Raw genomic sequence first — 26,101 nt, forward strand, 5'->3', positions numbered from 1 at the left:
GACATTTGTCGATTGTTCGTCTAATATTTATAATAGAAACCTACTGGTGAGATTAAATGGCGATTTATCATTATTGCAGCAATGCAACGTTCCATTCCATCATATCAAATTCGACCTTACGATTGTCATCGCTCACCCAATCAAATGATTCACAGGAAGGCATTTGGGCGCTTAAAGTCCTGAAAGCAGCTTGCGTCGAGCGGTCTCGAAGTAAGGCAGATCAGAGATTTGCGTTATGGGACGTGAACGAAGCAATGCAACACGTAGAGAGCATTTATAATGGAGCCGACGGATTAGGATTCTGCTTGTCAAGTGATGGCGATATGTTGAGCCAATGGCGCGGTTATGCGGATGACGGTCATGGAGTAAGCATCGGTTTTGACGTTGAAAAGTTAGCGAAGTGGGCTGCCAATTCCAAGGGGAGACCGCGTTGCCAGATGTTTCAAATAGAATACAACGAGGCACTCGCAAAGGAGAGACTTGGCCCATTAGTGGACCTTATTGAGCGACATTCGCATGCAGGCGCCTTTAATAATCAAACACCGTCATTACTGGCTAGGGCTGGTCTAACTGATGAGCAGGTTGAAAAAAATGCTGCTGAAACTCGCGACAAATTGCGTGATTTTGTCTCGGAGGTTATCCGCTCAATTCTAGATGAGGTATTCCAATACAAACACCCAGCATTTCGAGAAGAGCTTGAATGGAGGCTTTTCGTGCCATTCCTTCCTGGATTCAGCATGGTTTTTAGCATGCATCCTACCCAAAAGATGTTGAAGCCTTTTCGTACGTTCGATCTAGATAGCAGCGATAAATCGATGATCGTACATGTAACTCTTGGACCTAAAAATCTCACGCCTGTAAAGACTATGGAAGCTTTTCTAAAATCTCATCAATTCAACGAGGCAAAAGTGGAAAGATCGGAATCATCCTATCAATGAAAATCTAGATCCTCTATGGGGCGCAACTTTGTGTGGTTACGTCTCACGAGTCTCAAGGGTTGCTGCCTTCGGCCGATTCCCTGACATCCTAGATATGCCGCCGAGCCAGCAATCTGAATTTGCTATTCTCAACCAATCTGTAAAACAGCGTGATACCCATGTCATGGAGCGCTGCGGTTTTCTTACGACCAATACCAAATGGAGCAAGACTGACAGGCAGGATGTTGTTGCTCGTCGTTTCTATCGCACTTCTTGGGTCCAAAAAGGTGCGGGTAACGGCCCGGATTTGTCAATGAAATCAAGGGTCGTTAAATCGCTGCAGGTGCGGGTAAGATGCCAATTTTATTGTTTATTTTCAGCATCTTATACGAAATCCTGTCTACTTTACGATCAAGTCAAGAGGTTGGCGTGAAAGTGGCTCGGCCGCTCCATTGGTTGTAAGGTAAGTCCGGCCCAGTGTCATGGCTGTGCCGCTGTCGGAATCCATGATGATCATATGGGCAAAGAGCGTCATATCGGGCTGTATGCGCTCCGGATTGCCGGAATAGAACATCGGCATGTCCATCCATGAGGGCGTAAACCGGGCGCCTTGCGAATATCCACATGCGTTGAGCCGGTGGCGTGTCAGGTCGTGAGCCTCCATCACGCGGGAATGAGCATCGAACACATCGCCGAAGGTTGAAGCCGGTGTCATGGCCTCCTCGACGGCCTCAAGTGCCTCGCGGGCCGCATCATAAAGCTCCAGATGACGCTTCGAAGCCTTGCCGGTTAAGACGGTGCGCATTGCCGCCGCATGGTAGTGGCGATAGACGCCGGCCCATTCCAGCGTCAACTGGTCGTTCTTCGTCAGCTTGCGCCGTCCTGCTTTGTAACGGCAAAGGAGCGCGTCCTCGCCCGAACCGATAATAAACTCGTTGGCTGGATAATCGCCGCCTCCGGCGAAAATAGCGCCCTGCATGGCGGCGAGAATAGCACCTTCGTCAGCGCCTGCCTTGATGAGCTTCAGGGCCGCATTGAGGGCCTCATCGCCAAGTTCTGCGGCTTTGCGCGCATAGACGATTTCAGCAGGGCTTTTCAGCACGCGCAGCTTGTCAACAAGACCTGACGCGTCGACGATCTGCCCGAAAGCGGCCAACTGTTCGTCAAGCTTGCGGCCATTGGCGGCGGTCAGGCCATGGCTCTGGTATTCAACGCCGATCCGTTTGCCGAGCAAATCGAGGTCATTGAGAAGTTCGCGCAAATCCGCAGCCGGATTGGCATTGTCGCGATCCGCCCAGATCACAATATTTTCGATATTCGAGGTCTGACGTGCCTGACGCAAATCGGCGGAACGGGTCATCAACACATGGCTGCCATCGGATTTGACCACGAGGCACTGGAAGAAGCAGAAGCCGAACGTGTCATAGCCTGTCAGCCAGTACATGCTTTCCTGCGCAAACAGCAGCATGGCGTCGAGCTTCTGCTCTGCCATCACCATCATCAGGCGGTCGCGGCGTGCGGCAAATTCCTCGGGCTCGAAATGAAGGGCCATAATTATTCCTCTAGAATTGTGATCGCCGAGATCTGGCGACCATAGTCCGGTTCCTTGCGATGGGTGGTGCGCCGATAGGAGAAGAACTGATCTTCTTCAGCATAGGTGCATTTTTGCAGCGCCGCGGCGTTGACGCCGGCGTCTTGCAGTCGCGTCGTGATAAAGGCCCACAGATCAAACATCTTGTGGTTCTCCTTCAGCGAGTCGCGAAAGAAGCGGTCATTGGATGGATTGGCTCCGGTAAACTGATCGTAAAATTCCGCGCCGACCTCATAATTATCAGGGCCGATTGTCGGGCCGAGCACAGCCTGAATGTTGGCGCGCTTTGCACCAAGGGCAATCATGGCATCGATTGTGTTTTCGAGCACACCGCCAATGGCGCCGCGCCAGCCCGCATGGGCCGCACCGATGACCCTCGCATCCCTGTCGGCAAACAGGATGGGGCCGCAATCGGCAGACAGCGAACCTATGACGATACCGGGGGTGGCCGTCACCATGGCATCAGCCTTGGGCCGCTCGCCGCTGATGGGGCCAGTTACTGTAATGACATCAGGCGAATGTACCTGATGGACAGTCACGAGCCGCGACAGATCAGTACCAAGCGACTGGGCCACACGGCGGCGGTTTTCCGCTACGTGGTCCTGATTGTCATTGGAACCGCTGCCGACATTCAGTCCGGCATAGATGCCGGTAGAAACACCGCCTATACGGGTAAAAAACCCGTGAGCGATTCGATCTTTCTCGGGGGACCCCAGCAGGGAAGACTGCAACGCTACTGGTTTTTCGGACGTGATCATGCCGGATTGCTCTTTCTCAAGGCTGCGAATGGTGGTGGAGCAGCGACGCGAAGTCAATTGCTTCCGTCTATGGATTCAAATGGAAACAAATGTGTGGCCGGCTCTGTAACGCAAAGCACCTTGAACAGCGTACCCATCTGAGTGGGGCTTGCCAAACGGTCGACATCGGCGCGAATCTGGTCTTGAAAATCAGCGGATTTCCCGTTGCCCAAGGCACCGGCTCGATCAAGCAATCCCATGGCGATCAGGAAATCGCCCTGGGTCATGGCGTCGGTCTTGCAGCCCTCGGAACGGGCGGCCTTATCAAGCATGGCGAAATCCACATGGGTGGTCAGGTCGGCCTCACCGGGCTCCTCAAACACATCAACAGATTTATGGCGGCTGAGCGCCTGCAGTGTATCGCCAAAACCCTGTTGCAGATGGCCGTAATCTATCAGGAGTGCCGAGCCGCGTTCGCGGTTCACACGTTCGGCAATCTCCTGCATCAGCGCGCTGCGGGCCGGGGCAATTTCGAAAACAGTTCCATCGGGAGCAGTGGCATGATCGGCAGGTAGAAGCGCTGTGTCGATTGATCCAGAGCCAGCTGCGAATGCAAGATCGCCTGTTGCATCGACTGCCACCGTACGGTCAACGAAACGCCCGCCAGACTTCACGTATTGCCTGATAGGAATAGCGTCGAACAGTTCATTGGCGACAAGCACAAGCGGGCCGGATGGGAAGTCGCCGAACTGTTCATGCCATTGGATTCCAAACGCGGATGTATCGAGCGTTTCCTTCTGGATCTGGGTCAGGCGCGGGCTGATCTCGACCATATGGATCTGCGCAGCCTTAATGAAATCCGGTGCAAGCTTTGAAGCCGCCCGCAAAATATCCTTCATCAATGTCCCGCGTCCGGGGCCGATCTCACATAGGACGAATTCGGCTGGCGATTCCAGCGCCTGCCAGGCACCAACGCACCAGATACCGATAAGCTCGCCGAACATCTGGCTTACTTCTGGCGCCGTGATGAAATCACCCTCGCGACCGAATGGTTCGCGCGTGGTGTAATAGCCCGCATCCTTGTCGAACAGACACATCGCCATATAGTCGGCAACGCTGATTGGCCCCCCCAACTCGATCTGTCTCGTAATGCGCTGTTTCAGCTTCATCGCCCGGTGGAAACTTCCGGATTGCGGGCTGTGAGAAGCGCCCAGACACCAACGAGCACCATGGGGATTGAAAGGATCATACCCATTGTCAGCCAGCCGCCATAGAGATAGCCAAGCTGTGCGTCAGGCTCGCGAAAGAATTCGACAAAAATGCGCGACAGGCCATAACCGGTGATGAAGGCGCCGCCGATAAAGCGCGGGCTTTTCAGCTTGCGGCCATAGAAAATCAGCAAAGCGAGCGTGGTGAAGAGAACAATACCTTCAAGCGCTGCCTCATAAAGCTGGCTTGGATGGCGAACAAAAGGGCCGCCCGTCGGGAAAATCATCCCCCAGGGCACATCGGTCATACGGCCCCAGAGCTCGCCGTTGATGAAATTGGCAACGCGGACAAGACCAAGGCCAACAGGCACACCAGCGGCGATGGTGTCGATCATGCTGAAGACGTTGATCCTGCGCGAGCGGGCAAAAAAGATCATGGCAAGCGTGGTGCCGATGAGACCGCCATGGAAGGACATGCCGCCTTCCCAGACTTTGAATATATCGAGCGGACTATGGATGTAGCGGGCAAGATCGTAAAACAGGATGTAGCCGATGCGCCCGCCCAGAACCACGCCAAGCGCCGCCCAGAGAACAAAGTCATCGAGATCATTCGGCTTCATGGGCGGTGTATTATTGGCCCAGAGGCGCGGCTTGCTGATGAGCCTCTTACCGTACCACCATGCGAAGAGAATGCCGACCACATAGCCTAGTCCATACCAGTGTACGGAGAATGGCCCGATGGAAAAGATCACCGGATCGATGTTGGGAAATGCGATCGCGGCCATCGTCGGGACAAGAATTTCGCTCACAATAGGCACTCCGTAATCAGCATGGTTTATCGGCGCGGACCATGCGCGAGGGCAGGAACAGCGTCAAGACGCCTATCCGGTAACATTTGTGCAATTATGACCTTCGCTTGCAATCGCCTGCTGCGGCGATTATTTGATTGGGAAAGCAACAGAGGTATCTGCCATGACCAATGGATCAAACCGCGTTCTTGATGAACTGGCCAAGCTCGTGACCGACGCCGCCGGTGCAGCGCAGGGTGTTCGCCGCGAAGTCGAGACTGCATTCCGTGGGCAGGCCGAGCGGCTGCTCAACACCATGGATGTGGTGCAGCGCGAGGATTTCGAGGCCGTGCGTGAAATGGCTATCCGCGCCCGTGCCGAAAATACGGCGCTGCTCGCCCGCATCGAAGCGCTTGAAGCGCTGGTTGGCAGCAAAGACAAATCCGCTGGTGATGCGGCCAAGCCGGCAAAGCCTGCGGCATCTGGCACCCGCGCCAAAAAAGACTGACGCGTAATCGTTTCGTCTGAGATCAAATAAAAAGCCCCGCAATTGCGGGGCTTTTTATCATTTCGACTGATCAAGCCTCGGCGCTATCGGCCAGTTCCTCTTCACCGGCTGCGATTGCTTCTTCTTCGGTCTCGAAAGGGCCGACCTTGTCGCCCGCTTCGTCGTCAATAGTGATGACATAATACCACTGACCATCGTCGTTTTTCTGGGTAGCGGTTACTGTCGCATTCGGTTCTGTGGACATTGCCGTCTCCTTTTGGATGAAACCGATTGATAGTCTAGGTGGCCTGCGTATCGACGATGTGACGAATATCTGACAGAGGCAAAAATTACCTGTCGACGGCTCCGATGAATGCCTGTTCGTCTTGATCCGGGTGAGCTGTTTTTTGCGCCGATGAATCACCTTTGACAAAAGCGGTGGTGGGCAGGGGCGTTACCACCGGGCTTTTTGCTGTATTTCGGCATTCCAATGCGCTGTCCCCAAAATAAATCTTAACAAATTATCAACAGGTGGAAATCGCCGAAAATCGTTTTCTTAGAGTCAGTTAAAGGCTGCTCGTGAATCATTTTCGGAACTTCTGTCCACACCCATTCGCGCCATTTGGGCCAAAGGGGGCTGGCGCTCGGACTCAGCATCAATACACTGAAATTACAGCATGATTCGTTTCGATGGTCATGCGGCGGGTAACAAGTTCATATCCGTGGTCCGGCTGGTGTGTTCTGCCTGCCGGTGAGTTTTCAAGCGTTGTGTGTCCTTTGGGTGGGTGCGCTGTGGTCCCACAGCGTCAGATGAGATTCGATTGAGCAGGTAGTGGCGATGAGCCTTCTGGAAATAGAGATTGCGCGTGATTTGCATCCGGTCGATGTGATTGAACATGTTGCCCATGCCAATGAATGGGCTTTCGAGCGCACCGGGGACGATGAAATCGCGATTACGGTCGAGGGAAACTGGACGGACTACCAGATTTCCTTCTCGTGGATGGAAGATTTTGAGGCGCTGCATCTGGCCTGCGCCTTTGATATCGCGGTCAGCGAACCGCGCGTCAATGAAGTGATGCGACTGCTGTCGCTGATTAACGAGCAGTTGCTGATGGGCCATTTCGATCTGTGGCGGCAGGAAGGTGCGGTCATGTATCGCCAGTCCCTGCTTCTATCAGGCGGTGCCGAACCAACGAGCAAGCAGGTGGAGGTTCTCCTGTCCAGCGCGCTCGATGCCTGTGAGACCTATTTCCAGGCGTTCCAGTTTGTTGTCTGGTCAGGCTCGACAGCACGGGAATCGCTCGATAGCATCCTGTTCGAGACGGTCGGTTCGGCCTGATCCTATCAATTTGAGTTGGCCTGATGACCATCAGTTTTGACGATTTTGAGAAAGTGGATATCCGCGTCGGCACTATTGTCGAGGCGGAGACTTTCCCTGAAGCACGTAAACCAGCCTTCAAGCTCAAGATCGATTTCGGTCCTGAAATCGGTATCAAGAAGTCTTCGGCGCAGATCACCAAGCACCATGCGCTGGACGAGCTGAAGGGCCGTCAGGTGATGGCGGTAGTCAATTTCCCGCCGCGCCAGATCGGCCCATTCATGTCGGAAGTGCTGACGCTTGGCTTCCCGGATGAGGAAGGCGGCGTTGTTCTCGCCGCTATCAGCAAACCGGTCCCGAATGGAGGCAAGCTGTTTTAAGCGGCGCGTGCAGCCTTTTCAGCGACTTCAGGCGACTCTTCGATAATTTTTAAAAGTACTCTTCCTGCCGGATCCGGTTTCCGGCGGCCCTGTTCCCAATTGTTCATGGTCGCGGCGGGAATTCCGAAGCGGCGTTCAAAGTCTTTGGTAGATTTTGAATAGAGCTTGCGAATTTTCTTGATACGCTCGGCTGGCATGGAGTCGATGTTTACGGTCTCAAGTCCAATCTTGCCGCGCTTCCAGGCAAGCGCTTCTTCCAGCCCCTCAAGAATGCCTTCGCCGAAAACATTTTCTTTGCTAGCCATTTTTCAGTTCCTTTAGAATTAACAATGCTGCCTTGCGTTGATCCGCTGTCAAATCTGCTTGCTCAGATTTTCGATAGGCGAAGATCATGATCACCAGATCGTCAGAAATCATCAGATAATAGATGGCGCGACCGCCGCCGCTCTTTCCCTTGTTGCCAAGTGAAAAGCGTATCTTTCGCAGACCTTCCAAGCCTTGCATTACATCGCCTGAAAAAGGGTCCAGTGCAATTGCGTGCTCAAGTCGGACTACATCCGCGTTCGAAGCACCAAGCCTTTTCAAATCTTTGAGGTAACGCTTGGTTCGGATGATTTTCATCGTAGTAAAATACGCCAATGGCGTATTTTATTCAAGAAGAATCGATTGATCTATCGATAATCAAGAATCGATTGATCTATCGATAATCAGGCCGGGATGCGCACCACAGCGCGCAGACCGCCCATCGGACTTTCGTCGAGGGTGATATCGCCGCCATGGCTGCGGGCGATGTCGAGTGCAATCGCAAGCCCCAATCCGGTGCCGCTGGCATCCTGGTTGCGTGCCTCATCCAGCCGGAAGAATGGCTTGAACACCTCATCGCGCATTTCCTTTGGGATACCCGAACCATCATCGTCAATGATTATGCTCAGCCAGCCCTCCCGGTGGTCGGCATTGACGACGACATTTTTGGCGTAGCGAAACGAATTGGATACGAGGTTGGAGATCAAGCGCGAGAAAGCGTTGGGGCGGACCTGAATTTCCGGTTCGCCGCGAATGTTCGATTTGAAGCCGCGTTCCAAAAGGGCGCCTTCTTCCTTCAACTTGGCAAAAAGGCGCTCCAGATTGAATGTGCCTGTCTCTTCCTCCGCCTCGCTGCGGGCAAAGGCGAGATAACCTTCCAGCATGGACTGCATGTCCTCGATATCCTGCTCCATGGCATCCGTATCGACCTTGTGGCCGACAAGAGCGAGTTGCAGCTTGAAGCGGGTGAGGATGGTGCGCAGGTCGTGGCTGACGCCGCTGAGCATCGTGGTGCGCTGCTCAATCTGGCGCTCGATGCGCTCGCGCATGACAATGAACGCAGCACCGGCCCGGCGCACTTCTTCGGCGCCACGCGGCTTGAAATCGGGCGGTGTGGCGCGTCCCTTGCCGAAACTGTCGGCGGCGGCAGCCAGCTGCTGAATGGGTTTAATCTGGTTGCGCAGGAAGAGAATGGCGATGGCAAGCAGCACCAGCGCTGAACCGGACATCCAGACGAGCAGGATCAGGGTGTTTGAGGCATAGGCCTGACTGCGGCGGGCAAAAACCCGCAGGACCTTGCCTTCCAGTTGAATACGAATTTCAACGAGGTCGGAATCACCAATCGTGTCGATCCAGAAGGGCCGGTTGATCTGCTTGGTAATCTCGGCGCTCAGCGGCTCGTCCAGAATGGAGAAAAACGGCTTTGGACCGGGTGCGGGCAGGGGATCAGGCGGCAGGATCGAAATGCTGAGCGACAGTTTCTCGCGTGCAATGCGGATGAGATTTTCATAACCCGGGTCCTGCGGGTAGGTGTCCATCACATCAATAATGCCTGAAATGTCGCGCACCACGGCCGTGGAGAGACGCTGCGTCACCGTCTGCCAGTAGCGCTCCATGAACACGAAGGCGATGACTGACTGCAACAGCACCATGGGTGCAATGATAATGATCAGCGAACGCGCATAGAGCCTTTTCGGCATCCATTGTGCCAGCCAGCGGGAAAATTTCCGCCAGGGGCCGAGCAGCGTGCTGCGCCTGCGCCGCCAATGCCGCTGCCTGACTGCCAATGCGCGTTTTGCACTGTCCGTTTGTGCCATATGATCAGTGCCCGCTCGCGCATTGGTTATTCCGTCCGGATTTGTTGATCCGGACTCTATTCCACGCTCAATTTATAGCCGACGCCGCGTACCGTCTGCAACCAAACTGGGTTGGCCGGATCATTTTCAATCTTGCGGCGAAGGCGATTGATCTGCACGTCAATTGTCCGCTCGCCAACATCGCCTTCCTGACCTGTTAACTCGTGCCGAGGCACGGTTTCGCCAGCACGGGCGGCGAAGATCGCCATGATGTCCTGTTCGCGGTCGGTCAGGCGGATCAATTCGCCGGAACGCTTCAGTTCGCGCTTGGCGATAACGAAGGTATAGGGGCCGAAAACGATCTGCTCGATCTTTGCCTGCGATGTTGGCGCACCGCGCCGCAGAATATTGTTGATGCGCAGGATCAGCTCGCGCGGGTCAAACGGTTTTGGCAGATAATCATCCGCACCCGCTTCAAGGCCTGTAATCCGGCTGTCCGTTTCGGATAGCGCGGTCAGCATCAAAATGGGAACGTTCTTTTCCTCCCGCAGCGACTGGGTGAGCGCGACGCCGCTTTCGCCGGGCATCATCACGTCGAGGATCAGGAGATCATAATCAATGCCGGCCAGCTTGCGCCGGGCTTCATCCGCATTGGCAGCCACCGTAATACGAAAGCCGCTGCCTGACAGATATTGTGACAGCAGGTTGCGAATTCGAGTGTCGTCGTCGACGATGAGCAGGTGCGGCGCATCGTCTGAAAGCGGAAGTTCTTCACTCACTAATGTCGTTCCTTCTCTCTCCGGGCATTTACGCCCGTCCCTGGTCCCCGGACGTCCCGATCCGGCCTAAACTATCCTGCCTGTGGCAGGCTGTCGATCTGTTGCCATTGGCTGGGATTGACCATCGCCTTGAGGAAATGCTCGATCACCGTCCGGTCAGCCAGACCGATTTGCTCCAATGCACTGCCAATGCGGCGTGATTGCGGTGCTGCAAGTTCAAGTGCAAGTTCCCTGCCTTTCATGGTGGGGTACAGTTCCCGCTGCCGCCGGTCCCGTGGCCCCGGTATCTGCACGACGTGGTCCGTATCGATCAATTGCTTGAGCACCCTTGCCAGACTTTGCTTGGTAATTTGCAGTACATCAAGCAATTCCGCCACGGTCATACCCGGCTTGCGGTTGATGAAGTAGAGAACGCGGTGATGGGCGCGGCCAAAAGCCAGCTTTTCCAGAATCAGATCCGGGTCGGCGGTGAAGTCGCGATAGGCAAAGAAAAACAGCTCGATGAGGTCAAGTTGGCTTGCGTCCTCCTTGGTCAGGGCTGTCTCAATGTGCCGATCTGGTGTATAAGGTTTCATACAGGGCTCCCGCTCTCGTTCATGTGTCGCCGAATAATATGTCAGTCTTGTTGACTTAATTTTAGACTGCTGATAATTTTTGGCAAGCTGTTGGCGACATTTTGAATGAAACGAAAAGCCAATAAGTGTTTCTGGGACATTTTCCTTATCGAAACGCCTGTTGCTGCCACCTGATCTCGCGAGAGATTAGGCGTCTATTCGAAATGGACAGTGTCCTTTGCATGTTCAGCGAACATGCGGCGCTGTAGGGAGCCACGGTTCACCAATTGTGAAACGGGAACAATTGGCGTCATCTCAAACCCGTTTAATGATCAGGAATCAAACGCCTGGAGGAAAACATGGCATCCGTACCATTTGATCAGCTTGAAGGTTACATCTGGATGAATGGCGAATTCGTTCGCTGGGCAGATGCTAAGGTTCATGTGCTGACTCATGGCCTGCATTATGCAAGCTCGGTCTTTGAAGGCGAGCGCGCCTATGGCGGCGAAATCTTCAAGCTTAATGAACACACGGAGCGTCTGCACGAATCGGCAAAGATTCTTGGGTTCACGGTTCCATACACGGTCGAAGAGTTGAATGATGCCTGCCGCAAGCTTCTTGCGATGCAGGGTTTTCAGGATGCCTATGTGCGTCCGATCGCCTGGCGCGGCAGCGAGTCGATGGGTGTTTCGGCGCAGAACAACAAGATCAATGTGGCGATCGCCATCTGGCAGTGGCCAAGTTATTTCGATCCGGCACAGAAGCTCAAGGGCATTCGCCTTGATATGGCCGAATATCGCCGCCCGGACCCAAAGACTGCACCTTCCAAGTCAAAGGCCGCTGGTCTTTACATGATCTGCACGATCTCCAAGCTTGCGGCTGAAGCCAAGGGCTATGCGGATGCGCTGATGCTCGACTGGCGCGGTCAGGTGGCTGAGGCCACCGGCGCGAACGTATTCTTCGTCAAGGACGGCGTTATTCATACACCAAAGCCCGATTGCTTCCTTGATGGGATCACGCGTCGCACGGTCATCGATCTGGCCAAGCGTCGTGGTTATGAAGTCGTTGAGCGGGTGATCATGCCGGAAGAGCTTGAAGGTTTTGAACAGTGTTTCCTGACCGGTACTGCAGCGGAAGTGACGCCTGTTTCGGAGATCGGGCCTTATCGCTTCACGGTGGGCGAAATCGCAATCAACTTGATGAACGATTATGCCGCCGAAGTAACTCCCAAGAAAGCAGCGGCTGAATAACTCGGAGCATCCGGCCGCAAATAAGGTGCGGTCTGTCCGATACTTCCAAGCTTGCTAACGAAAACAATCGGTTGATACCTCTTTATTGAGGTATCAACTGGTTTGACATTGCCTAAAACTTAGTCAACATGCCAGTTGTCAGGCATGAGTCTGGCGCGAAACGTTGACGGGGTGTCAATTATGGGTGCGCTTCTTCCTCTTATCATCCAACTTATCTCAGGTGCGGTCGGCGGTAATATTGTCGGCGGCATTCTCAAAAACCTGACACTTGGCCCGACTGGCAATACAATCGCTGGCGGCGTTGGTGGACTGGTGGGTGGCTACTTGACGCAATACCTTGGCGCCGGTGGTGCCGCGGCTGTAACAGACGCAGTAGCGTCGTCGGGGCTTGATCTCGGCTCGATCATCAGCAATGTTGCCGGTGGCGGTGTTGGCGGTCTTATCCTTACGGCAATTGTCGGCGCCATCAAAACATCGCTGGCAAAATCCTGATCAGGACAGGACGCAACTGATTTTCTAGGGCGGTCTATCGGCCGCCCTTTTCATTTGAGCTGACGCTTTGACGAGTCTTGTGCCTGACGAGACGTTATGAGCATAGGACCTAGGTATAATGGGACAATTGCAGGCCGGTATTATTCCCGTTACGGCTTTTCAACAGAACTGCACCATCCTTTTTGACAGCGATGACAAGCACGGCGTCCTGATTGATCCGGGTGGTGACAATCAACAGGTACTTGACGCTATCCGTTCCAACGGCATCACCATTGATGCGATCTGGATTACCCATGGCCATGTGGATCACGCTGCTGGTGCCATGGACATGAAAGAGGCGCTCGGTGTCGATATTATTGGCCCGCACGTGGCGGATAAGTTTCTGCTCGACTCGATGGAAGCCAAGGCCCTGCAATATGGTCTTCAGGGCGACGTGCGCAATTGCACGCCGGATCGCTGGCTTGTGGATGGCGACACGGTTTCGTTTGGCTCGCATGTCTTTGAAGTGCTGCACTGTCCGGGACATGCGCCGGGGCATGTGGTTTTTTACAATCGCGCTGCCAAGTTCGCCCATGTGGGTGATGTGTTGTTCAATGGCTCGGTGGGGCGGACAGATTTGCCCGGCGGTGACCATGAGACACTGATCAGCTCGATCAAGAACAAGCTTTTTCCGCTCGGTGATGATATCGGCTTTATCTGCGGGCATGGGCCTGGCGGCCGGTTTGGCGAAGAGCGCCGCACCAATCCATTTCTGACATAACAAAAGGCCGCCGGATCACTCCGGCGGCCTTTTGCATGTCGCACTGACTGGAGATCAGTTGGCGTTGCAGAAATATTCGCGTCCATCATAGCCGCGGAATGTGCCGGTTTCCGGGTTGAAGGAACGGTAGCGGTCGGCGCAATAACGATACCATGACTGTGACCATGGCTGCGCGCTGCCATAATAAGCGGGGCGGACTTCGCGATAAACGCGAACCGGTGCGGCGCGATAGACAGGACGATCATCATAATCGCGATAGACGACATCGGGTTCGCGTGGCTGGGCCAATGCACCGCCGATCAGCGCACCGGCTGCCAAGCCGATTGCACCGGCAGCAAGGGCGTCGCCGCCACGGTGGCCACGATGATGGCGGTAGTAGCCGCGATCACGCCAGCCCCAGTCATCAGCCGATGCTGACGAAGCAAGCGGAACAGCAATCGTTGCAAAAGCTGCTGTTGCAAGAATGGCAATTTTCATACTCTTAAACATCTGTGCCTCCTTTGAAGCATCCCTGGCGAAACTTTCGAACCGCCTGATCGTGTTGGGCTGGACTTTCGTGGGGGCGCCAGCCGTGATGTGTGTTTTAAACGCTCCTGAATGAATGCAAGCTGAACGGAAACCGCACAGTTTCGTTCCCTTCATTCAGGGCACAACACACGACAATATTAGCAAATCAATGGCAAAACATATGTGGAGGGGGTGGAAAGCGGGTAATTTCGGGGCAAAGCCACGCAAAATCTATTCCCGTTGCGGAAGCGCAGCCATCGCCGCGACCGGTTGGGTATGCACTCTCAAGGAAAACCCCCGATTTTAGCCGGGGGCTCCAAAACGGCTTGCGCCGCTAAACTATTCCGAAACCGTGATGTTAACGGCCTTTGGGCCCTTGCCACGACGGTCAGGCTCGGTATCGAAGGAAACCTTCTGATTGTCTGCGAGACCTGTGAGGCCGGACGCCTGTACCGCGGAGATATGGACGAAAATGTCCGCCGCGCCGTCATCCGGTTTGATAAAGCCAAAGCCTTTTTCACTGTTGAAGAATTTGACCGTACCGGTCTGTGCCATGCTCCGTTCCTTTTCCTTACTACCGCGTTCCCCTCCGGGTTTGCGGGATTGGTAGTGTCGCCTTTTGCAAAATACATCCAGCGTAAGTCATGCAGGCAAGTCTCGAATTCAGGAAAGGAGCCGATCATTGCCGGGATTTCTCCCGACCCGGTATTCTTGCGGTTCCGGCGCGCCGTTCTTCCAGTCTTCCAGTGTTCGCAGATGCCCGAACGCTGGAAGACTGCTAGAATAAGTGTTTTTTGGCAAGCAAAAGTTTTTCCAACGTTTAGGCGACTATATCGAACAGCTGTGCAGCTGACATACTTGGTCGCACAAAATTGTTGCCTAGTACCGGTGTATTGGTTGTGACAGACATTGCAATTTGAGGTTGTGGAAGCGGGAATAAGAGTAAAACTGTCCAAATGGTCAAATATTTACGGCTCAATCCTAACGATTGCGCAAAACAATACATGCGCCACCGGCTCCATGCAGCTGGGCGCAGATCGTGTTGGCTTCGCCGCGGGTATCAGCACCGATGCGCACCGCGTAGATGCCACGCCTGCCCATGGGGGTACGGTAACGGCTGATCACGGGCTCATGCACGTTCAAAATAGCCGGAAAAGCCCGGCGAAGCCGCTCCATCTGGTTCACGGCAGCGGAGCGTCGGAAGTTGCCGGCAATCTGGATGCCCCAGGGTTTTGGCTTGATCTGTGCCATGGAAACTGTGGCAGACCGTACGATCGGTAATTGCCGGCAGGCAACATCGAAATCCAGTTTCGCATTGAGCGGCGCTGCGCCAATCTCTGCGCCAGCGGCAAAGTCGTCGGCCGGACGTCCAGTAATATCAAGCACATAGTCTTCGGTTTCCAGCGGCAGGAACCCGCCGCTCGATAGCCATTTTGCCACACGGGTTGGCCCGGCATTATAGGCGGCGGCAGCCAATCCCCAATTGCCGAAGGTTTTGCGCAAATCCTTCAGGAGCGCCGCGGAGGCGGGGAGTGCCTGAGCAAAATCGAATGGATTCTCCAACTGCCGCTCCTTGGCCGTACCCGGCATGAACTGGGCAATGCCCTGCGCGCCGACGGGGCTCAAGGCCTGATCGTCAAAGCGGCTTTCCTTCCAGATCAGCCTTGCAAAGAAGTCGCGCGGCACACCATGGCCATCGGCTTGGGTTGCGATGGCAGCACAAATCTGGCTGACAGTCGGGGCGGGCGGCTGCACCGGCACAGATACGGAAGGATTATCAGCCGCCCGCACAACTGATGCGGTCAGCATAGTGAATGATGCAACCAGAGCGATCTTATAAAACCAGTTCACCCAGCCCTCATTCCCCATTCGTGATGCTCTTCAGCATAAAGCACAGAGAAATTGCCGACGAAAGTCTGGCTTGCCTGTTTGTTCGCTATACGGCGTTCTCAGGTGGAGTTTCCGGCGCAAAAACCTTGATTGCCTTTTCGCGGATACGGAAATGCGCGGGTGTCCATGTGGTCAGGTCGCCATCGGTGTTCACGGCGCGTGGTTTACTGGTTTTGATGGTCACTTCCGTTGTCTGGAAGGCGCGAACATCGTCCCACCGTCCATGGGTGCCCTTGCGCAGGCTGGGCAGGAGACCGAGCAGCCGCCACCAGTGATCGACTTCAAGACTATAGAAGTCGAGCCGCCCATCATCGGCTGTTGCGGTTTCTTCCACCGTCATGCCGCCGCCATAGTGACGGCCATTGCCGACGGAAACCTGCATCGTCCTGATCGTCTCGACCGAACCATCATGCTCGACATAGGCGGTGAACAGGCGTGACCGCGCGAGAAGGCGGGCAGCGACAATGGCATAGCCGAGCTTGCCCCAGCGTTTTTTAGCCTTTTCGGTTAGTTCCGCTGCAAGTTCCGCGCTGAAGCCGATACTGGCGACGTTGAAAAACAGGTTGCCATTGACCTCGCCCAGATCGATAGGACGCGGTTTTGCGGTGAGGATCAGCTCCGCAGCTTTCAAGGGCAGGGGTGGCAAGCCAATTGTCCGGGCAAAATCATTCGCAGTACCAAGCGGCAGGACACCGAGTGGCAGGCCGGTCTCAACAAGACCTGAAGCGGCAGAATTCAGGGTGCCGTCGCCGCCGCCAATGATCACCAGATCGCATTGATCTTTCATGCGGCGGATTACATCGGAGATGGATTCGTCTTTATCAGGTGCAGCATCGATCAGGGTCAGTCCACCCGTTTCAAGCACCTTGCGAATAGGATCGATTGGCTTTCTGCCGCTGCGTGCATTGGGATTGACGATAAAGAGTGCGCGTCTTGGCGGTTTGGCTTTGGTCAATAGATCGGTGCTCCGGCTTGCTGTCAGCCGCAGGTGGGGTTTCATTTGTGGCGAAACAAGGCGGGGATGAAGATGGATGGATTTTGCCTGAGCTGCGCGCTACACAGATCGCCATACGATGTCAGCATGAGAGTTTGAAAATGTCCTCCCTCACCACCATCGGTTTCGACGCAGACGATACGCTCTGGGAAAACGAGCAGTTCTTCCGGTTATCGGAAAAGCATTTTGAAGCGTTGCTGGCACCCTATACGGATGCGACTGACCTCTCGGACCGGCTTCTGGAAGTCGAGCGGCGCAATCTCGATCTCTATGGCTTTGGCATCAAGGGGTTCACGCTTTCGCTGCTTGAGACCGCCTTGGAAGTGACCGACGGCAAGATTCCCTCATCGGTCCTCAATGAGATTTTGGCGGCTGGCCGCGAAATGCTGCGTCATCCCATTGAAACCCTGCCGCATGTGCAAGCAACGCTGGAACAACTGGCGGGTCGCTACCGGCTGGTGCTGATCACCAAGGGCGATCTTTTCGATCAGGAGCGCAAACTCGCGCAGTCAGGCCTTGGTGATTTCTTTGATGCGGTGGAAATTGTCAGCAACAAGGACCGGGCTACCTATGAACGGATTTTCAGCCGCCATGGCGATGGTCCTGAACGCAGTATGATGATCGGCAATTCGCTGAAATCCGATGTGGTTCCAGCCATTCAGGCGGGTGGCTGGGGCGTCTATGTTCCGCATGGGCTGACCTGGGTGCTTGAACATGTGGATGCGCCGGTTGCCGAGCCGCGTTTCCGGGAAATCGAGAATCTCGGTGCACTCGCACCTCTGCTTGCTGAAATCTAGCTATTGCTATTCGGCGGCGTGCTGTTGCTGCGCGCCGTCATCGGGACCGTTGGGATCACCCGCCAGCGTTTCGCAGCCAAGATCCGGGAAGGCAACAACGCGGTTACCAGCGAAATCGGTGCGGACCACCACCAGTCCCTGTTCTTCAAAATAGGTCAGCAGTCGCCGGGCGCGCCGCGCCGAGTGGGTTCCGTAAGCGCGCGCTAACGTTGCATCGGATGGGCAGGGATTTCCCGTCACCGCCGCCTGCGCCACGATAAAAAACACGCCCTGCACATCATCTGGCAGACTTTTCGACAGTTCCAATGCCTGTTGCCATGGCTCGCTCTGTGCGGTCTCGCCGTCGATACCGGCACGGGCGACGGCAAGCTTGCGGCGGAAGGCGGGCAGGGATAGCGCTTCGCCCGGTACCCGGCGAATGCGGCAGCGCACGAGAAAATCCTGATAGAGAACCGCGTCGGTGCGAAACCCCGCATCGGGATCGCCAAGCATCTCCTGCATAACGCCATCAATCAATCCGTTGCGCTCAGCCTGATCGATCTCCGGGAAGAGTGTCATGGCGGGTGCTTCCGCTTCGGCCATTGCCTTGGCCTGGCTCAATTGCGCCAGAATGTCAGCTGTTGGTGTTGGCTGCGGTGGTGGAGGCGTGCGCCGCACGACTGGTCGCCGTTCTTCCGGGGCGGGGGTGAAAATCAGATCATGCGCGTCATCCGCTTGCCGCGGCAAGGGTGTCAGCTTCGGGCTAGACGAGCGGGCAGAAGTTTCAACCGCTCCAATGGTGACGGGCAGCGGGCGGCGCGACAGGGCAGGGCCAAGTGCCACAAAGTGTCCGCGCGCCAGATCGCGGAATTGTTCGGCCTGCCGCCGTTCCATGCCGAGAAGGTCGGAGGCGCGGGCCATATCGATATCGAGGAAGGTACGCCCCATCAGGAAGTTGGAGGCTTCGGCAGCGACATTCTTGGCAAGCTTTGCCAGACGCTGCGTGGCGATGACGCCGGCAAGTCCGCGCTTGCGGCCACGGCACATCAAATTGGTCATGGCGCCGAGCGAGAGCTTGCGTGCTTCGTCGGAGACTTCACCGGCGACAGCCGGGGCGAAAAGCTGGGCTTCATCGACGACAACAAGCATCGGATACCAGTAGTCGCGTTCCGCATCGAACAACCCGCCAAGGAAGGCGGCGGCGCAACGCATCTGCTGTTCGACATCAAGCCCTTCAAGATCGAGCACCACGGAAACCCGGTGCTGGCGGATACGGGCGGCGATACGGGTGAGTTCATTCTCGGTGCGCGCGCCATCAACAACGACGTGACCATACTTATCAGCGAGCGTGACGAAATCGCCTTCCGGATCAATCACGCATTGCTGCACCCATTGGGCGCTCTGTTCGAGCAGGCGGCGCAGAAGATGGGATTTGCCCGAGCCGGAGTTACCCTGCACCAAAAGGCGCGTGGCCAGAAGCTCTTCCAGATCGAGCATGGCTTTTGCGCCTGCGGGCGCCGCCCCCATGTCGATATCGACCTTCATTGCTTCTCCAGACCGGTGGTGATTCCGCGCGTGATAAACCGCGCGGAACTCCTTAGCATTCCTTTTCGCTCATGGGCGAGCGATATGTCGCTTCTCCCCGGAAACCCACAGATGGTTTTGTGCAGCATGGCGAGAAATGGGCTTTGCATTGGCATACAGCGTGGTTCGTGGTTCGACAGGCTCACCATGAGGGAGAGGGGTGGGTTGCAGGGAGCTAAATTCCGCAACTTTGTACTACTACGTTTGCGATTATATGTTCGCGATTAGCCTTGCATCACCCCTCTCCCTCATGGTGAGCCTGTCGAACCACGAACCACGAACCACGAACCACGAACCACGAACTTTAGCTTTGCAATCAGGCTAACGTGCGCTCAAGAAATTCCCGCATCAGAGCCGCGACCTCCTCTGCATGATCTTCCAGCAAAAAATGCCCGCCATCGAAAATGTGCAGTTCAGCCTTGGGCAATTGTTCGGCAAAGGCCTTGGCACCGGCAAGTGCGAAGAATGGATCATGCTTGCCCCATGTGATCAACATGGGCGGCTGATGGTCACGGAAATAGGCCTGAAAATGCGGATACTGCTTGAGGTTTGACTGATAGTCGTAAAGCAGATCGATCTGGGCATCTGCAATACCCGGACGATCAAGGCCGTCCTGTGCATGCATCCAGGCATCGGGGTTGATTCTTGTCGGGTCTTTTGCACCGAAGAGATATTGGCCCTTTGTGTCTCCGATTGTGAGATGGCTGCGCATGGCGGCTTCGGTTTCAGCATTGCGATTGGCCCATAGGCGGCGGGCGGTGGCAAAACCCTCCGACAGACCTTCCTCATGAGCCACGGCGTTCTGGACGAAAATCGCAGTGATGCGTTCCGGATGGCGGGTAGCGAGACGAAAACCCACGGGGCCGCCAAAGTCCTGCGAGTAGATTGCATAGCGCTTCAGCCCAAGCTTCTGCGTGAACGCGTCAATGATATCGGACAGATGATCGAATGTGTAGGCGAATTCCTTGTTTGACGGCGCATCGCTGTAACCGGAACCGGGATAATCAGGCGCAACCACATGATAGCGGTCGGCAAGCAATGGAATGAGATCACGGAACATATGTGACGATGTAGGGAAACCATGCAGCAGGAGCAGCGTCGGCGCATCCTTTGGCCCTGCCTCCCGGTAGAAAATATTGAGACCATCAACGTCCTGTGTCCGGTAACTGATCACCGGGCGTGCATGTTCGTTCGACTGTGACATCGTTCTTGCTCCTGTTGCGTGGTGCGTTGCACCGTCTAAATTATGTTTTAATGGTTACTCGCGAAGAAGTAACTTGTCAAATCGAATTTTGATGGTTACTTTTGGAGTCGAAAGGAAATGCGATGTCGTTCATTTTTCTGGGCAATGCCCTCTGGCTGGATTTCGTCAACACACAGATCATCGACGGCGAGCTTGTTGACCTCATCGGCGGCGGCGATGCTTTTATGCAGTGGGCAAGGGCGGCGGATATTCCGGCTGATGAACATGCGACGCATGGCTTTGACGCGGCATTGACTGAAACACGATTGTTTCGGGAACAGTTGCGCGCGGCGGCAAATGATCTGTCTGCGGGCACCGCGCTTAATCCTGCTTTTATCGCCGATATCAACCGTCGCATGGCGGATCATCCTGTCGCGACAGTTCTGGAAAAATCAGGAAGCGGATGGGCAACCCGCTCGATGCCGGTTACCGAGGGGCCTGAGCGCGTTCTGGCTGATATCGCCAGTGATTTTGCCCGGTTCGTTGCCACCGAAGACACGAATGTCCGCAAATGCAGCAATGAGCGGTGCTGCATCATGTTCTATGACACCAGCAAGAACCACACGCGCCGCTGGTGCAGCATGGAGGCATGCGGCAACCGGGCCAAAGCTGCCGGTCGCCGCGCGCGCGTCGCTCAATAGGATAGCTTGTTGTTCCCGTCGCGCTTAGTGCGCGATGGCTGGTTCACCGACAACGTCGCTCTTGCTGCTTTTCTTGATGGTCAAGGCGAGCAAGGCTGCGATGAAGCAGAGAATACCGGCGGTGAAAAATGCGGGCAGGTAGCTTGCATATTCCGTCCGGGCAAAACCGCCGCCATAGGCAGCTGATGCGGCTCCAAGCTGGTGACCGGCAAAGACCCAGCCGAACACCATACCGGCCTTTTCGCGGCCAAAACGATCGGTTGCCAGTTTGACGGTTGGCGGTACGGTGGCGATCCAGTCCAATCCATAGAACATGGCGAACAGCGACAGGCCATAGATGGAGAAGTTGCTGTAAGGCAAAAAGAGCAGCGAGGCACCGCGCAGGCCATAGTACCAGAATAGCAACCAGCGATTATCGACGCGGTCGGACAGCCAGCCGGAACCGATTGTGCCAAAGAAATCGAAGAAGCCCATCATGGCAAGCACGCTGGCTGCCGTCACTGCGGCGAGGCCGTAATCACCGCAAAGAGCAACGAAGTGCGTCTGGATGAGACCGTTGGTGCTCGCACCACAGATATAGAATGTAGCGAACAGGACCCAGAACGTGCTGCTGCGGGAGATTTCTTTGAGCGTGGTGATCGGCATAATGATCAGACTCAAAAGTCCACCCGTTACCGGAGCAGTTTTCGTTACTTCGTTTTCGCCATAGGCCGGCAAGCCGACATCCGATGGACGGTCGCGCATCAGCAGGAATACCGCAACCGCAGCGACGGCGAGCAGGGCGCAGACCATCATGGTGGCGGCACGCCAGCCGTAATTTTCACTGATGGAGGCCATAAGTGGCATGAAGGCCAACTGGCCGGTCGCCGAGCTTGCGGTCAGCATGCCAAGCACAAGCCCGCGCCGCTCCGTAAACCAGCGCGTGGCAACGGTTGCGCCGAGCACCATGGCTGTCAAGCCGGTGCCGAAGCCGATCACGACGCCCCATAGCAGGATAAGCTGCCAGATTTCGGTCATGCCGAGGGATAGAAACGAGCCACCGGCGATGAGTGCGAGCGCCACGCAGACAACTTTGCGCACACCAAAATAGTTCATGAAAGCGGCAGCGAATGGGCCCATCAGGCCGAACAAAAGAAGGCGGATGGAAAAGGCGGTTGCGATCTGTTCCGTGGTCCAGCCGAACTCTTTTTCGAGTGGCACTATAAGTACGCCCGGCGCGCCAACAGCTGCCGCGGTAACAAGCATGGTGAGAAAGGTGACGGCAACGACCACCCAGCCATAATGGATATTGCGTCGGGCGAGGGTCGCGGCAAGTGGTGAAGAAATCATGTTCGTTTCCCCGATGGGCGAGTATAGACAATTGATTTAAATGACGGTCATCATCATTGACTATTGATGACGGTCATCATATAAATTGTCAATGCAGTTTTTTTGAAGGAATGTTTCATGCGCGTCAGCAGGGACCAGGCAGCTCAGAACCGCGCCCGCATTGTACAGATCGCGGGGCAGCAGTTCCGCGAAAAGGGCTTTGATGGAATCGGCGTTGCCGACGTCATGAAAAGCGCCGGGCTTACGCATGGTGGCTTCTATGGCCATTTCGATTCAAAGGATGATCTGATTGCCGAGGCCTGCGAAGCGGCCATGGCGCTGTCAGTCCGCAAATGGACGAGCCTTTCCGAGGAATCTCCTGACAACGCCCTTTCCGCGATTGCCAAATCCTACCTGACCGGTGACGCGCATGGCGAGGGCAAAATGAGCAGCTGCATGATGGCGGCTCTCGCGCCGGATATTGCCCGCCGTGGTGGCCCTGTGCGCTCGCGCTTTACCGAGGGAACAAAGGCGCTGCTCGATATTCTGATCAACGCCGTGACCGGGAATACAAAAGCCAAGCAACGGGAGAAAGCCATTGCTGTTATGGCCGGACTGGTGGGAACAGTCGTTCTGTCCCACGCGGTGGACGATCCGGAATTTGCCAAAGAAATCAACAGGATTGGTGAAGCAGCGTTTGGGAGAGAGACGGAATAGGGTGTGGGATATCTCCCGTTGAAGGGGATATCAATGCCATTTATGTCGATGATTCAAAGGATTGCATAACCCTGCCGCGTGGTTCGACAGGCTCACCATGAGGGAGAGTGAGGGTTGCAGGGAACCAAGTTCTGCAACCTTCGCGATGTTCCGCAATGCTGGCGATTATCCTTGCAACCCACCCATCTCCCTCATGGTGAGCCTGTCGAACCACGCGCGATAAGTGGTGCAACACACCGTCATAAGCCCAAAACTACCGCCCCGGACGCCCTGTTTTGCCCGGACGACGTTTCTTGCGCGCATCATTCGCATCTTCGTATGAACCGATACCGCTGCGCTCGCGCCTGATAATGGCGTCGTCATTCCGGTTGGTGGCACCGGGATTTGCTGGCTTTTCCGGAACAGCGCCGCGAACAGGTTTCTCTGTCCGGCCCACGGTCATCTCATCCAGCGTGTTCTTGCGGAACTGACCGCCACCCAGAGGCCGGGTGGAATCGCCGCCCATTTCATCCAGATGCGGCTTGCGGAACAGCGGCGAGTTTGGATCGCTGTTCTCATCCGTAACCACACGGTGCATGGCTCGTCCGGCATTGTGCCTGCCTTTGGTACGGCCGGAAACGGGGCTTTCCAGTTCCACCTCGCGCGCCATCGGATCGTCTGAAATAGCGAGTTCCGTTTCGCGCAGACGCTTGATTTCGTCGCGCAGTCTTGCGGCCACTTCGAAGTCGAGATCGTCGGCGGCCACACGCATCTGCTTTTCCAGATGTTCGAGGTGCGATTTGAGGTTGTTCCCCATCATCGCGCCGGAATCAGTAAAGCCGGAAATATCCGCACGAACATGATCGCGCTCGTAAACACTGTTGAGAATATCGCCGATATTCTTCTTGATGCTGGCGGGCGTAATCCCGTGTTCGGTGTTGTAGGCTTCCTGCTTTTCGCGGCGGCGGCTGGTTTCCGCCATGGCCCGTTCCATCGAACCGGTGATGTGATCGGCGTAAAGGACAACCTTGCCGTCAATGTTACGGGCGGCACGGCCAATGGTCTGGATCAGCGATGTTTCCGACCGCAGGAACCCTTCCTTGTCAGCATCGAGAATGGCAACAAATGCGCACTCGGGAATATCCAGACCTTCGCGCAAGAGGTTGATACCAACAAGAACATCAAATGCGCCAAGCCTGAGATCGCGCAGGATTTCGATGCGCTCAAGGGTATCGATATCAGAGTGCATATAGCGCACGCGAATACCCTGTTCGTGCAGATATTCCGTCAGGTCTTCCGCCATGCGCTTGGTCAGAACGGTCACCAGCGTGCGATAGCCCTTTGCCGAGGTTTCGCGGATTTCACCGAGAACATCATCGACCTGTGATTTCGCCGGACGCACTTCAACAGGCGGATCGATCAGACCTGTCGGGCGAATAACCTGTTCGGCAAACACGCCGCCTGCCTCTTCCATTTCCCAATTGCTGGGGGTGGCGGAAACGGCAACGGTTTGCGGACGCATGGCGTCCCATTCCTCGAAGCGCAGCGGGCGGTTGTCCAGGCATGAGGGCAAGCGGAAGCCATATTCGGCCAGCGTTGCCTTGCGCCTGAAGTCGCCCTTGTACATCGCGCCAATCTGCGGAACGGTCACATGGCTTTCATCGATGAAGACAAGCGCATTATCTGGAATATATTCGAACAAAGTGGGCGGCGGCTCGCCGGGCTTGCGGCCGGTCAGATAGCGCGAATAGTTCTCGATGCCAGCACAGGAACCCGTCGCCTCAAGCATTTCAAGATCAAAGGTACAGCGCTGTTCCAGCCGCTGGGCTTCCAGCAGGCGACCAGCCTCGTTCAACTCGACAAGACGATGTTTTAGCTCTTCCTTGATCGACTTGATGGCCTGATTGAGCGTCGGGCGCGGTGTTACATAGTGCGAATTCGCGTAAATCTTCACCTGGCTGAGATCGCCGGTCTTCTGGCCGGTCAGCGGGTCGAATTCAGTGATTGTCTCAATCTCGTCGCCAAACATGGAAATGCGCCAGGCCCTGTCCTCAAGGTGGGCTGGGAACAGTTCAATTGTATCGCCGCGCACCCGGAACGAACCGCGTGTGAAATCCATGTCGCGGCGCTTATACTGCTGCGCCACAAGGTCGGCGAGCAGGGCGCGCTGGTCGAGCCGGTCACCGATCTTCATTTCGAAGGTCATGGCCGTATAGGTTTCGACCGATCCGATACCGTAAATGCACGATACGGACGCGACGATGATCACATCATCGCGTTCCAGCAGCGAACGGGTGGCGGAGTGGCGCATCCGGTCAATCTGTTCGTTGATAGACGATTCCTTTTCGATGAAAGTATCCGAGCGCGGCACATAGGCTTCCGGCTGATAATAATCGTAGTAGGAAACGAAATACTCAACCGCATTGTTGGGGAAGAAGGATTTGAACTCCCCGTAAAGCTGCGCCGCCAATGTCTTGTTGGGCGCAAGGATCAGTGCCGGGCGCTGGGTTTCCTCGATGACCTTGGCCATGGTGAAAGTCTTGCCCGAGCCGGTCACGCCGAGCAGCACCTGCGTCTTGTCGTCATCGGCGATGCCCGAGACAAGATCGCGGATGGCCGTTGGCTGATCGCCCGATGGTGTGAAATCCGTTTCCATGCGAATGGCGATGCCGCCTTCGGATTTCGATGGRCGGGCAGGGCGATGCGGTTGCCATGCGGTCCCGTTCTTGAACAGCGGATTGCCGCTTTCGATCAGTGCCGACAGGGCGGCAACGGTTGCCGTTGCTCCACCAGCCGGCAGACTACCCACATCCTCAAGCGCAATATCGAGCCCTGCGACCGGGTTCAATCCGGCGGCGGCGCGCGTCTTGGGATCGCTCGATCCGCCGATGGATGTGCCGCGCGACGTTCTGGAACTGCTGTTTTCCTTGGCAGCTGCCTTCTTCGGCTTTACCGGTTTGGGCTTTGCCTTGGCGGTTTCCTCGGAAATCTGCTTGGCCCAATCGCTGATCGAGCCGGAAAGCGGTGCGCCTTCCAGTTCAGACTGCGGCGCTTCGCCGAAACCATCTGCGTTATATTTGTCAGGAGATTTAACCATGGGTT

At 55.6% G+C, this 26,101-nt stretch carries 28 protein-coding genes; 10 read left to right on the plus strand and 18 right to left on the minus strand.

Annotation, left to right across the window (positions count from 1 at the left end; translation table 11 throughout):
* The first annotated feature begins 56 nt into the window (after positions 1 to 56).
* Positions 57 to 938 carry a DUF2971 domain-containing protein gene (locus AB4Y96_RS09445; RefSeq protein ID WP_441916921.1) on the plus strand — a complete coding sequence of 294 codons (882 nt, stop codon included), beginning with the start codon at positions 57 to 59 and terminating at the stop codon, positions 936 to 938.
* Between the two features lie 379 nt (positions 939 to 1,317).
* Here AB4Y96_RS09445 and AB4Y96_RS09450 read toward each other — a convergent pair whose 3' ends face one another.
* From AB4Y96_RS09450 to lgt, 4 genes are read right to left on the minus strand one after another with little or no spacing between them, the layout of a single operon-like run.
* A complete protein-coding gene (locus AB4Y96_RS09450; RefSeq protein ID WP_441916923.1) occupies positions 1,318 to 2,469 on the minus strand; it encodes a M24 family metallopeptidase in 1,152 nt (383 codons plus the stop codon).
* Positions 2,470 to 2,471: 2 nt separating this feature from the next.
* On the minus strand, positions 2,472 to 3,266 hold the full coding sequence (gene pgeF / locus AB4Y96_RS09455) for a peptidoglycan editing factor PgeF (RefSeq protein ID WP_441916925.1): 795 nt from the start codon (positions 3,264 to 3,266) through the stop codon (positions 2,472 to 2,474).
* 53 nt (positions 3,267 to 3,319) lie between these two features.
* The gene (locus AB4Y96_RS09460) at positions 3,320 to 4,414 is read right to left on the minus strand and encodes a class I SAM-dependent methyltransferase (protein ID WP_441916926.1); all 1,095 of its coding nucleotides are present in this window, start codon (positions 4,412 to 4,414) and stop codon (positions 3,320 to 3,322) included.
* Complete coding sequence (gene lgt, locus AB4Y96_RS09465) at positions 4,411 to 5,262, minus strand: prolipoprotein diacylglyceryl transferase (RefSeq protein WP_091878001.1); 852 nt, start codon at positions 5,260 to 5,262, stop codon at positions 4,411 to 4,413. Before lgt ends, AB4Y96_RS09460 begins: the two co-directional genes overlap by 4 nt.
* A 163-nt stretch (positions 5,263 to 5,425) precedes the next feature.
* Between lgt and AB4Y96_RS09470 the strand changes: the two genes are divergently transcribed.
* On the plus strand, positions 5,426 to 5,749 hold the full coding sequence (locus tag AB4Y96_RS09470) for an accessory factor UbiK family protein (RefSeq protein WP_091878000.1): 324 nt from the start codon (positions 5,426 to 5,428) through the stop codon (positions 5,747 to 5,749).
* Positions 5,750 to 5,819: 70 nt separating this feature from the next.
* On the opposite strand, the gene AB4Y96_RS09475 is transcribed toward AB4Y96_RS09470, so the two are convergent.
* Positions 5,820 to 5,993 (minus strand): hypothetical protein, encoded by a 174-nt coding sequence (locus AB4Y96_RS09475; protein ID WP_162730319.1) that lies wholly within the window; start codon positions 5,991 to 5,993, stop codon positions 5,820 to 5,822.
* Positions 5,994 to 6,566: 573 nt separating this feature from the next.
* Here AB4Y96_RS09475 and AB4Y96_RS09480 point away from each other — a divergent pair.
* Both AB4Y96_RS09480 and AB4Y96_RS09485 read left to right on the plus strand, forming a co-directional pair.
* Positions 6,567 to 7,067, plus strand: coding sequence for a YbjN domain-containing protein (locus tag AB4Y96_RS09480; RefSeq protein WP_091877999.1), 501 nt, complete (start codon positions 6,567 to 6,569; stop codon positions 7,065 to 7,067).
* Between the two features lie 23 nt (positions 7,068 to 7,090).
* The gene (locus AB4Y96_RS09485) at positions 7,091 to 7,426 is read left to right on the plus strand and encodes a tRNA-binding protein (RefSeq protein ID WP_112525787.1); all 336 of its coding nucleotides are present in this window, start codon (positions 7,091 to 7,093) and stop codon (positions 7,424 to 7,426) included.
* Here AB4Y96_RS09485 and AB4Y96_RS09490 read toward each other — a convergent pair.
* From AB4Y96_RS09490 to AB4Y96_RS09510, 5 genes are all read right to left on the minus strand, one after another.
* Entirely contained in the window at positions 7,423 to 7,731 is a 309-nt protein-coding gene (locus tag AB4Y96_RS09490; RefSeq protein WP_441916930.1) for a helix-turn-helix domain-containing protein, read from the minus strand. The two genes, AB4Y96_RS09485 and AB4Y96_RS09490, sit on opposite strands and share 4 nt — an antisense overlap.
* On the minus strand, positions 7,724 to 8,047 hold the full coding sequence (locus tag AB4Y96_RS09495) for a type II toxin-antitoxin system RelE/ParE family toxin (protein WP_441916932.1): 324 nt from the start codon (positions 8,045 to 8,047) through the stop codon (positions 7,724 to 7,726). Before AB4Y96_RS09495 ends, AB4Y96_RS09490 begins: the two co-directional genes overlap by 8 nt.
* An 86-nt stretch (positions 8,048 to 8,133) precedes the next feature.
* Positions 8,134 to 9,429, minus strand: a complete 1,296-nt coding sequence (locus AB4Y96_RS09500; RefSeq protein WP_441917014.1) for an ATP-binding protein — start codon at positions 9,427 to 9,429, stop codon at positions 8,134 to 8,136.
* 173 nt (positions 9,430 to 9,602) lie between these two features.
* A complete protein-coding gene (locus AB4Y96_RS09505; protein ID WP_441916934.1) occupies positions 9,603 to 10,304 on the minus strand; it encodes a response regulator in 702 nt (233 codons plus the stop codon).
* Between the two features lie 71 nt (positions 10,305 to 10,375).
* Positions 10,376 to 10,879: a MarR family winged helix-turn-helix transcriptional regulator gene (locus tag AB4Y96_RS09510; RefSeq protein WP_112525781.1), complete on the minus strand. Its 504-nt coding sequence runs from the start codon at positions 10,877 to 10,879 to the stop codon at positions 10,376 to 10,378.
* A gap of 338 nt (positions 10,880 to 11,217) precedes the next feature.
* On the opposite strand from AB4Y96_RS09510, the gene AB4Y96_RS09515 reads away from it, so the two are divergent.
* The 3 genes from AB4Y96_RS09515 (at position 11,218) to AB4Y96_RS09525 (ending at position 13,360) form a co-directional block, all read left to right on the plus strand.
* On the plus strand, positions 11,218 to 12,108 hold the full coding sequence (locus AB4Y96_RS09515; protein ID WP_441916936.1) for a branched-chain amino acid aminotransferase: 891 nt from the start codon (positions 11,218 to 11,220) through the stop codon (positions 12,106 to 12,108).
* Positions 12,109 to 12,288: 180 nt separating this feature from the next.
* A complete protein-coding gene (locus AB4Y96_RS09520; RefSeq protein WP_091877992.1) occupies positions 12,289 to 12,600 on the plus strand; it encodes a hypothetical protein in 312 nt (103 codons plus the stop codon).
* Positions 12,601 to 12,718: 118 nt separating this feature from the next.
* The gene (locus AB4Y96_RS09525; RefSeq protein WP_441916938.1) at positions 12,719 to 13,360 is read left to right on the plus strand and encodes an MBL fold metallo-hydrolase; all 642 of its coding nucleotides are present in this window, start codon (positions 12,719 to 12,721) and stop codon (positions 13,358 to 13,360) included.
* A 54-nt stretch (positions 13,361 to 13,414) separates the two neighbouring features.
* On the opposite strand, the gene AB4Y96_RS09530 is transcribed toward AB4Y96_RS09525, so the two are convergent.
* From AB4Y96_RS09530 to AB4Y96_RS09545, 4 genes are all read right to left on the minus strand, one after another.
* Positions 13,415 to 13,849: a BA14K family protein gene (locus AB4Y96_RS09530; RefSeq protein ID WP_091877990.1), complete on the minus strand. Its 435-nt coding sequence runs from the start codon at positions 13,847 to 13,849 to the stop codon at positions 13,415 to 13,417.
* Between the two features lie 357 nt (positions 13,850 to 14,206).
* Positions 14,207 to 14,422, minus strand: coding sequence for a cold-shock protein (locus AB4Y96_RS09535; RefSeq protein WP_091877989.1), 216 nt, complete (start codon positions 14,420 to 14,422; stop codon positions 14,207 to 14,209).
* Between the two features lie 426 nt (positions 14,423 to 14,848).
* Complete coding sequence (locus AB4Y96_RS09540; protein WP_441917016.1) at positions 14,849 to 15,676, minus strand: transglycosylase SLT domain-containing protein; 828 nt, start codon at positions 15,674 to 15,676, stop codon at positions 14,849 to 14,851.
* A gap of 127 nt (positions 15,677 to 15,803) precedes the next feature.
* A complete protein-coding gene (locus tag AB4Y96_RS09545; RefSeq protein WP_441916940.1) occupies positions 15,804 to 16,712 on the minus strand; it encodes a lipid kinase in 909 nt (302 codons plus the stop codon).
* 140 nt (positions 16,713 to 16,852) lie between these two features.
* Between AB4Y96_RS09545 and AB4Y96_RS09550 the strand changes: the two genes are divergently transcribed.
* Entirely contained in the window at positions 16,853 to 17,548 is a 696-nt protein-coding gene (locus AB4Y96_RS09550; RefSeq protein WP_441916942.1) for an HAD family hydrolase, read from the plus strand.
* Positions 17,549 to 17,554: 6 nt separating this feature from the next.
* On the opposite strand, the gene AB4Y96_RS09555 is transcribed toward AB4Y96_RS09550, so the two are convergent.
* Both AB4Y96_RS09555 and AB4Y96_RS09560 read right to left on the minus strand, forming a co-directional pair.
* Positions 17,555 to 19,072, minus strand: coding sequence for a helicase HerA domain-containing protein (locus AB4Y96_RS09555; RefSeq protein ID WP_441916944.1), 1,518 nt, complete (start codon positions 19,070 to 19,072; stop codon positions 17,555 to 17,557).
* Between the two features lie 355 nt (positions 19,073 to 19,427).
* Positions 19,428 to 20,315, minus strand: a complete 888-nt coding sequence (locus AB4Y96_RS09560; RefSeq protein ID WP_441916945.1) for an alpha/beta fold hydrolase — start codon at positions 20,313 to 20,315, stop codon at positions 19,428 to 19,430.
* A 122-nt stretch (positions 20,316 to 20,437) separates the two neighbouring features.
* Between AB4Y96_RS09560 and AB4Y96_RS09565 the strand changes: the two genes are divergently transcribed.
* Complete coding sequence (locus AB4Y96_RS09565) at positions 20,438 to 20,995, plus strand: CGNR zinc finger domain-containing protein (RefSeq protein ID WP_441916947.1); 558 nt, start codon at positions 20,438 to 20,440, stop codon at positions 20,993 to 20,995.
* A 24-nt stretch (positions 20,996 to 21,019) separates the two neighbouring features.
* Here AB4Y96_RS09565 and AB4Y96_RS09570 read toward each other — a convergent pair whose 3' ends face one another.
* Positions 21,020 to 22,324, minus strand: a complete 1,305-nt coding sequence (locus AB4Y96_RS09570; RefSeq protein ID WP_441916949.1) for an MFS transporter — start codon at positions 22,322 to 22,324, stop codon at positions 21,020 to 21,022.
* Positions 22,325 to 22,441: 117 nt separating this feature from the next.
* Here AB4Y96_RS09570 and AB4Y96_RS09575 point away from each other — a divergent pair, with 117 nt between their 5' ends.
* A complete protein-coding gene (locus AB4Y96_RS09575; RefSeq protein WP_441916951.1) occupies positions 22,442 to 23,020 on the plus strand; it encodes a TetR/AcrR family transcriptional regulator in 579 nt (192 codons plus the stop codon).
* Between the two features lie 253 nt (positions 23,021 to 23,273).
* Here AB4Y96_RS09575 and uvrB read toward each other — a convergent pair whose 3' ends face one another.
* Complete coding sequence (gene uvrB / locus AB4Y96_RS09580; RefSeq protein ID WP_441916953.1) at positions 23,274 to 26,096, minus strand: excinuclease ABC subunit UvrB; 2,823 nt, start codon at positions 26,094 to 26,096, stop codon at positions 23,274 to 23,276.
* Between the last annotated feature and the right edge of the window lie 5 nt (positions 26,097 to 26,101).

Source organism: Phyllobacterium sp. TAF24, from assembly GCF_052113785.1.
In the GTDB taxonomy this organism is placed as follows: Bacteria; Pseudomonadota; Alphaproteobacteria; order Rhizobiales; family Rhizobiaceae; genus Phyllobacterium.

Coding starts and splice junctions, on each gene's coding strand:
- AB4Y96_RS09445 (WP_441916921.1), top strand. CDS start 57: ATGGCGATTTATCATTATTGCAGCAATGCAACGTTCCATTCCATCATA.
- AB4Y96_RS09450 (WP_441916923.1), bottom strand. CDS start 2,469: ATGGCCCTTCATTTCGAGCCCGAGGAATTTGCCGCACGCCGCGACCGC.
- pgeF (WP_441916925.1), bottom strand. CDS start 3,266: ATGATCACGTCCGAAAAACCAGTAGCGTTGCAGTCTTCCCTGCTGGGG.
- AB4Y96_RS09460 (WP_441916926.1), bottom strand. CDS start 4,414: ATGAAGCTGAAACAGCGCATTACGAGACAGATCGAGTTGGGGGGGCCA.
- AB4Y96_RS09470 (WP_091878000.1), top strand. CDS start 5,426: ATGACCAATGGATCAAACCGCGTTCTTGATGAACTGGCCAAGCTCGTG.
- AB4Y96_RS09475 (WP_162730319.1), bottom strand. CDS start 5,993: ATGTCCACAGAACCGAATGCGACAGTAACCGCTACCCAGAAAAACGAC.
- AB4Y96_RS09480 (WP_091877999.1), top strand. CDS start 6,567: ATGAGCCTTCTGGAAATAGAGATTGCGCGTGATTTGCATCCGGTCGAT.
- AB4Y96_RS09485 (WP_112525787.1), top strand. CDS start 7,091: ATGACCATCAGTTTTGACGATTTTGAGAAAGTGGATATCCGCGTCGGC.
- AB4Y96_RS09490 (WP_441916930.1), bottom strand. CDS start 7,731: ATGGCTAGCAAAGAAAATGTTTTCGGCGAAGGCATTCTTGAGGGGCTG.
- AB4Y96_RS09495 (WP_441916932.1), bottom strand. CDS start 8,047: ATGAAAATCATCCGAACCAAGCGTTACCTCAAAGATTTGAAAAGGCTT.
- AB4Y96_RS09500 (WP_441917014.1), bottom strand. CDS start 9,429: ATGCCGAAAAGGCTCTATGCGCGTTCGCTGATCATTATCATTGCACCC.
- AB4Y96_RS09510 (WP_112525781.1), bottom strand. CDS start 10,879: ATGAAACCTTATACACCAGATCGGCACATTGAGACAGCCCTGACCAAG.
- AB4Y96_RS09515 (WP_441916936.1), top strand. CDS start 11,218: ATGGCATCCGTACCATTTGATCAGCTTGAAGGTTACATCTGGATGAAT.
- AB4Y96_RS09520 (WP_091877992.1), top strand. CDS start 12,289: ATGGGTGCGCTTCTTCCTCTTATCATCCAACTTATCTCAGGTGCGGTC.
- AB4Y96_RS09525 (WP_441916938.1), top strand. CDS start 12,719: ATGGGACAATTGCAGGCCGGTATTATTCCCGTTACGGCTTTTCAACAG.
- AB4Y96_RS09530 (WP_091877990.1), bottom strand. CDS start 13,849: ATGTTTAAGAGTATGAAAATTGCCATTCTTGCAACAGCAGCTTTTGCA.
- AB4Y96_RS09535 (WP_091877989.1), bottom strand. CDS start 14,422: ATGGCACAGACCGGTACGGTCAAATTCTTCAACAGTGAAAAAGGCTTT.
- AB4Y96_RS09540 (WP_441917016.1), bottom strand. CDS start 15,676: ATGCTGACCGCATCAGTTGTGCGGGCGGCTGATAATCCTTCCGTATCT.
- AB4Y96_RS09550 (WP_441916942.1), top strand. CDS start 16,853: ATGTCCTCCCTCACCACCATCGGTTTCGACGCAGACGATACGCTCTGG.
- AB4Y96_RS09555 (WP_441916944.1), bottom strand. CDS start 19,072: ATGAAGGTCGATATCGACATGGGGGCGGCGCCCGCAGGCGCAAAAGCC.
- AB4Y96_RS09560 (WP_441916945.1), bottom strand. CDS start 20,315: ATGTCACAGTCGAACGAACATGCACGCCCGGTGATCAGTTACCGGACA.
- AB4Y96_RS09565 (WP_441916947.1), top strand. CDS start 20,438: ATGTCGTTCATTTTTCTGGGCAATGCCCTCTGGCTGGATTTCGTCAAC.
- AB4Y96_RS09570 (WP_441916949.1), bottom strand. CDS start 22,324: ATGATTTCTTCACCACTTGCCGCGACCCTCGCCCGACGCAATATCCAT.
- AB4Y96_RS09575 (WP_441916951.1), top strand. CDS start 22,442: ATGCGCGTCAGCAGGGACCAGGCAGCTCAGAACCGCGCCCGCATTGTA.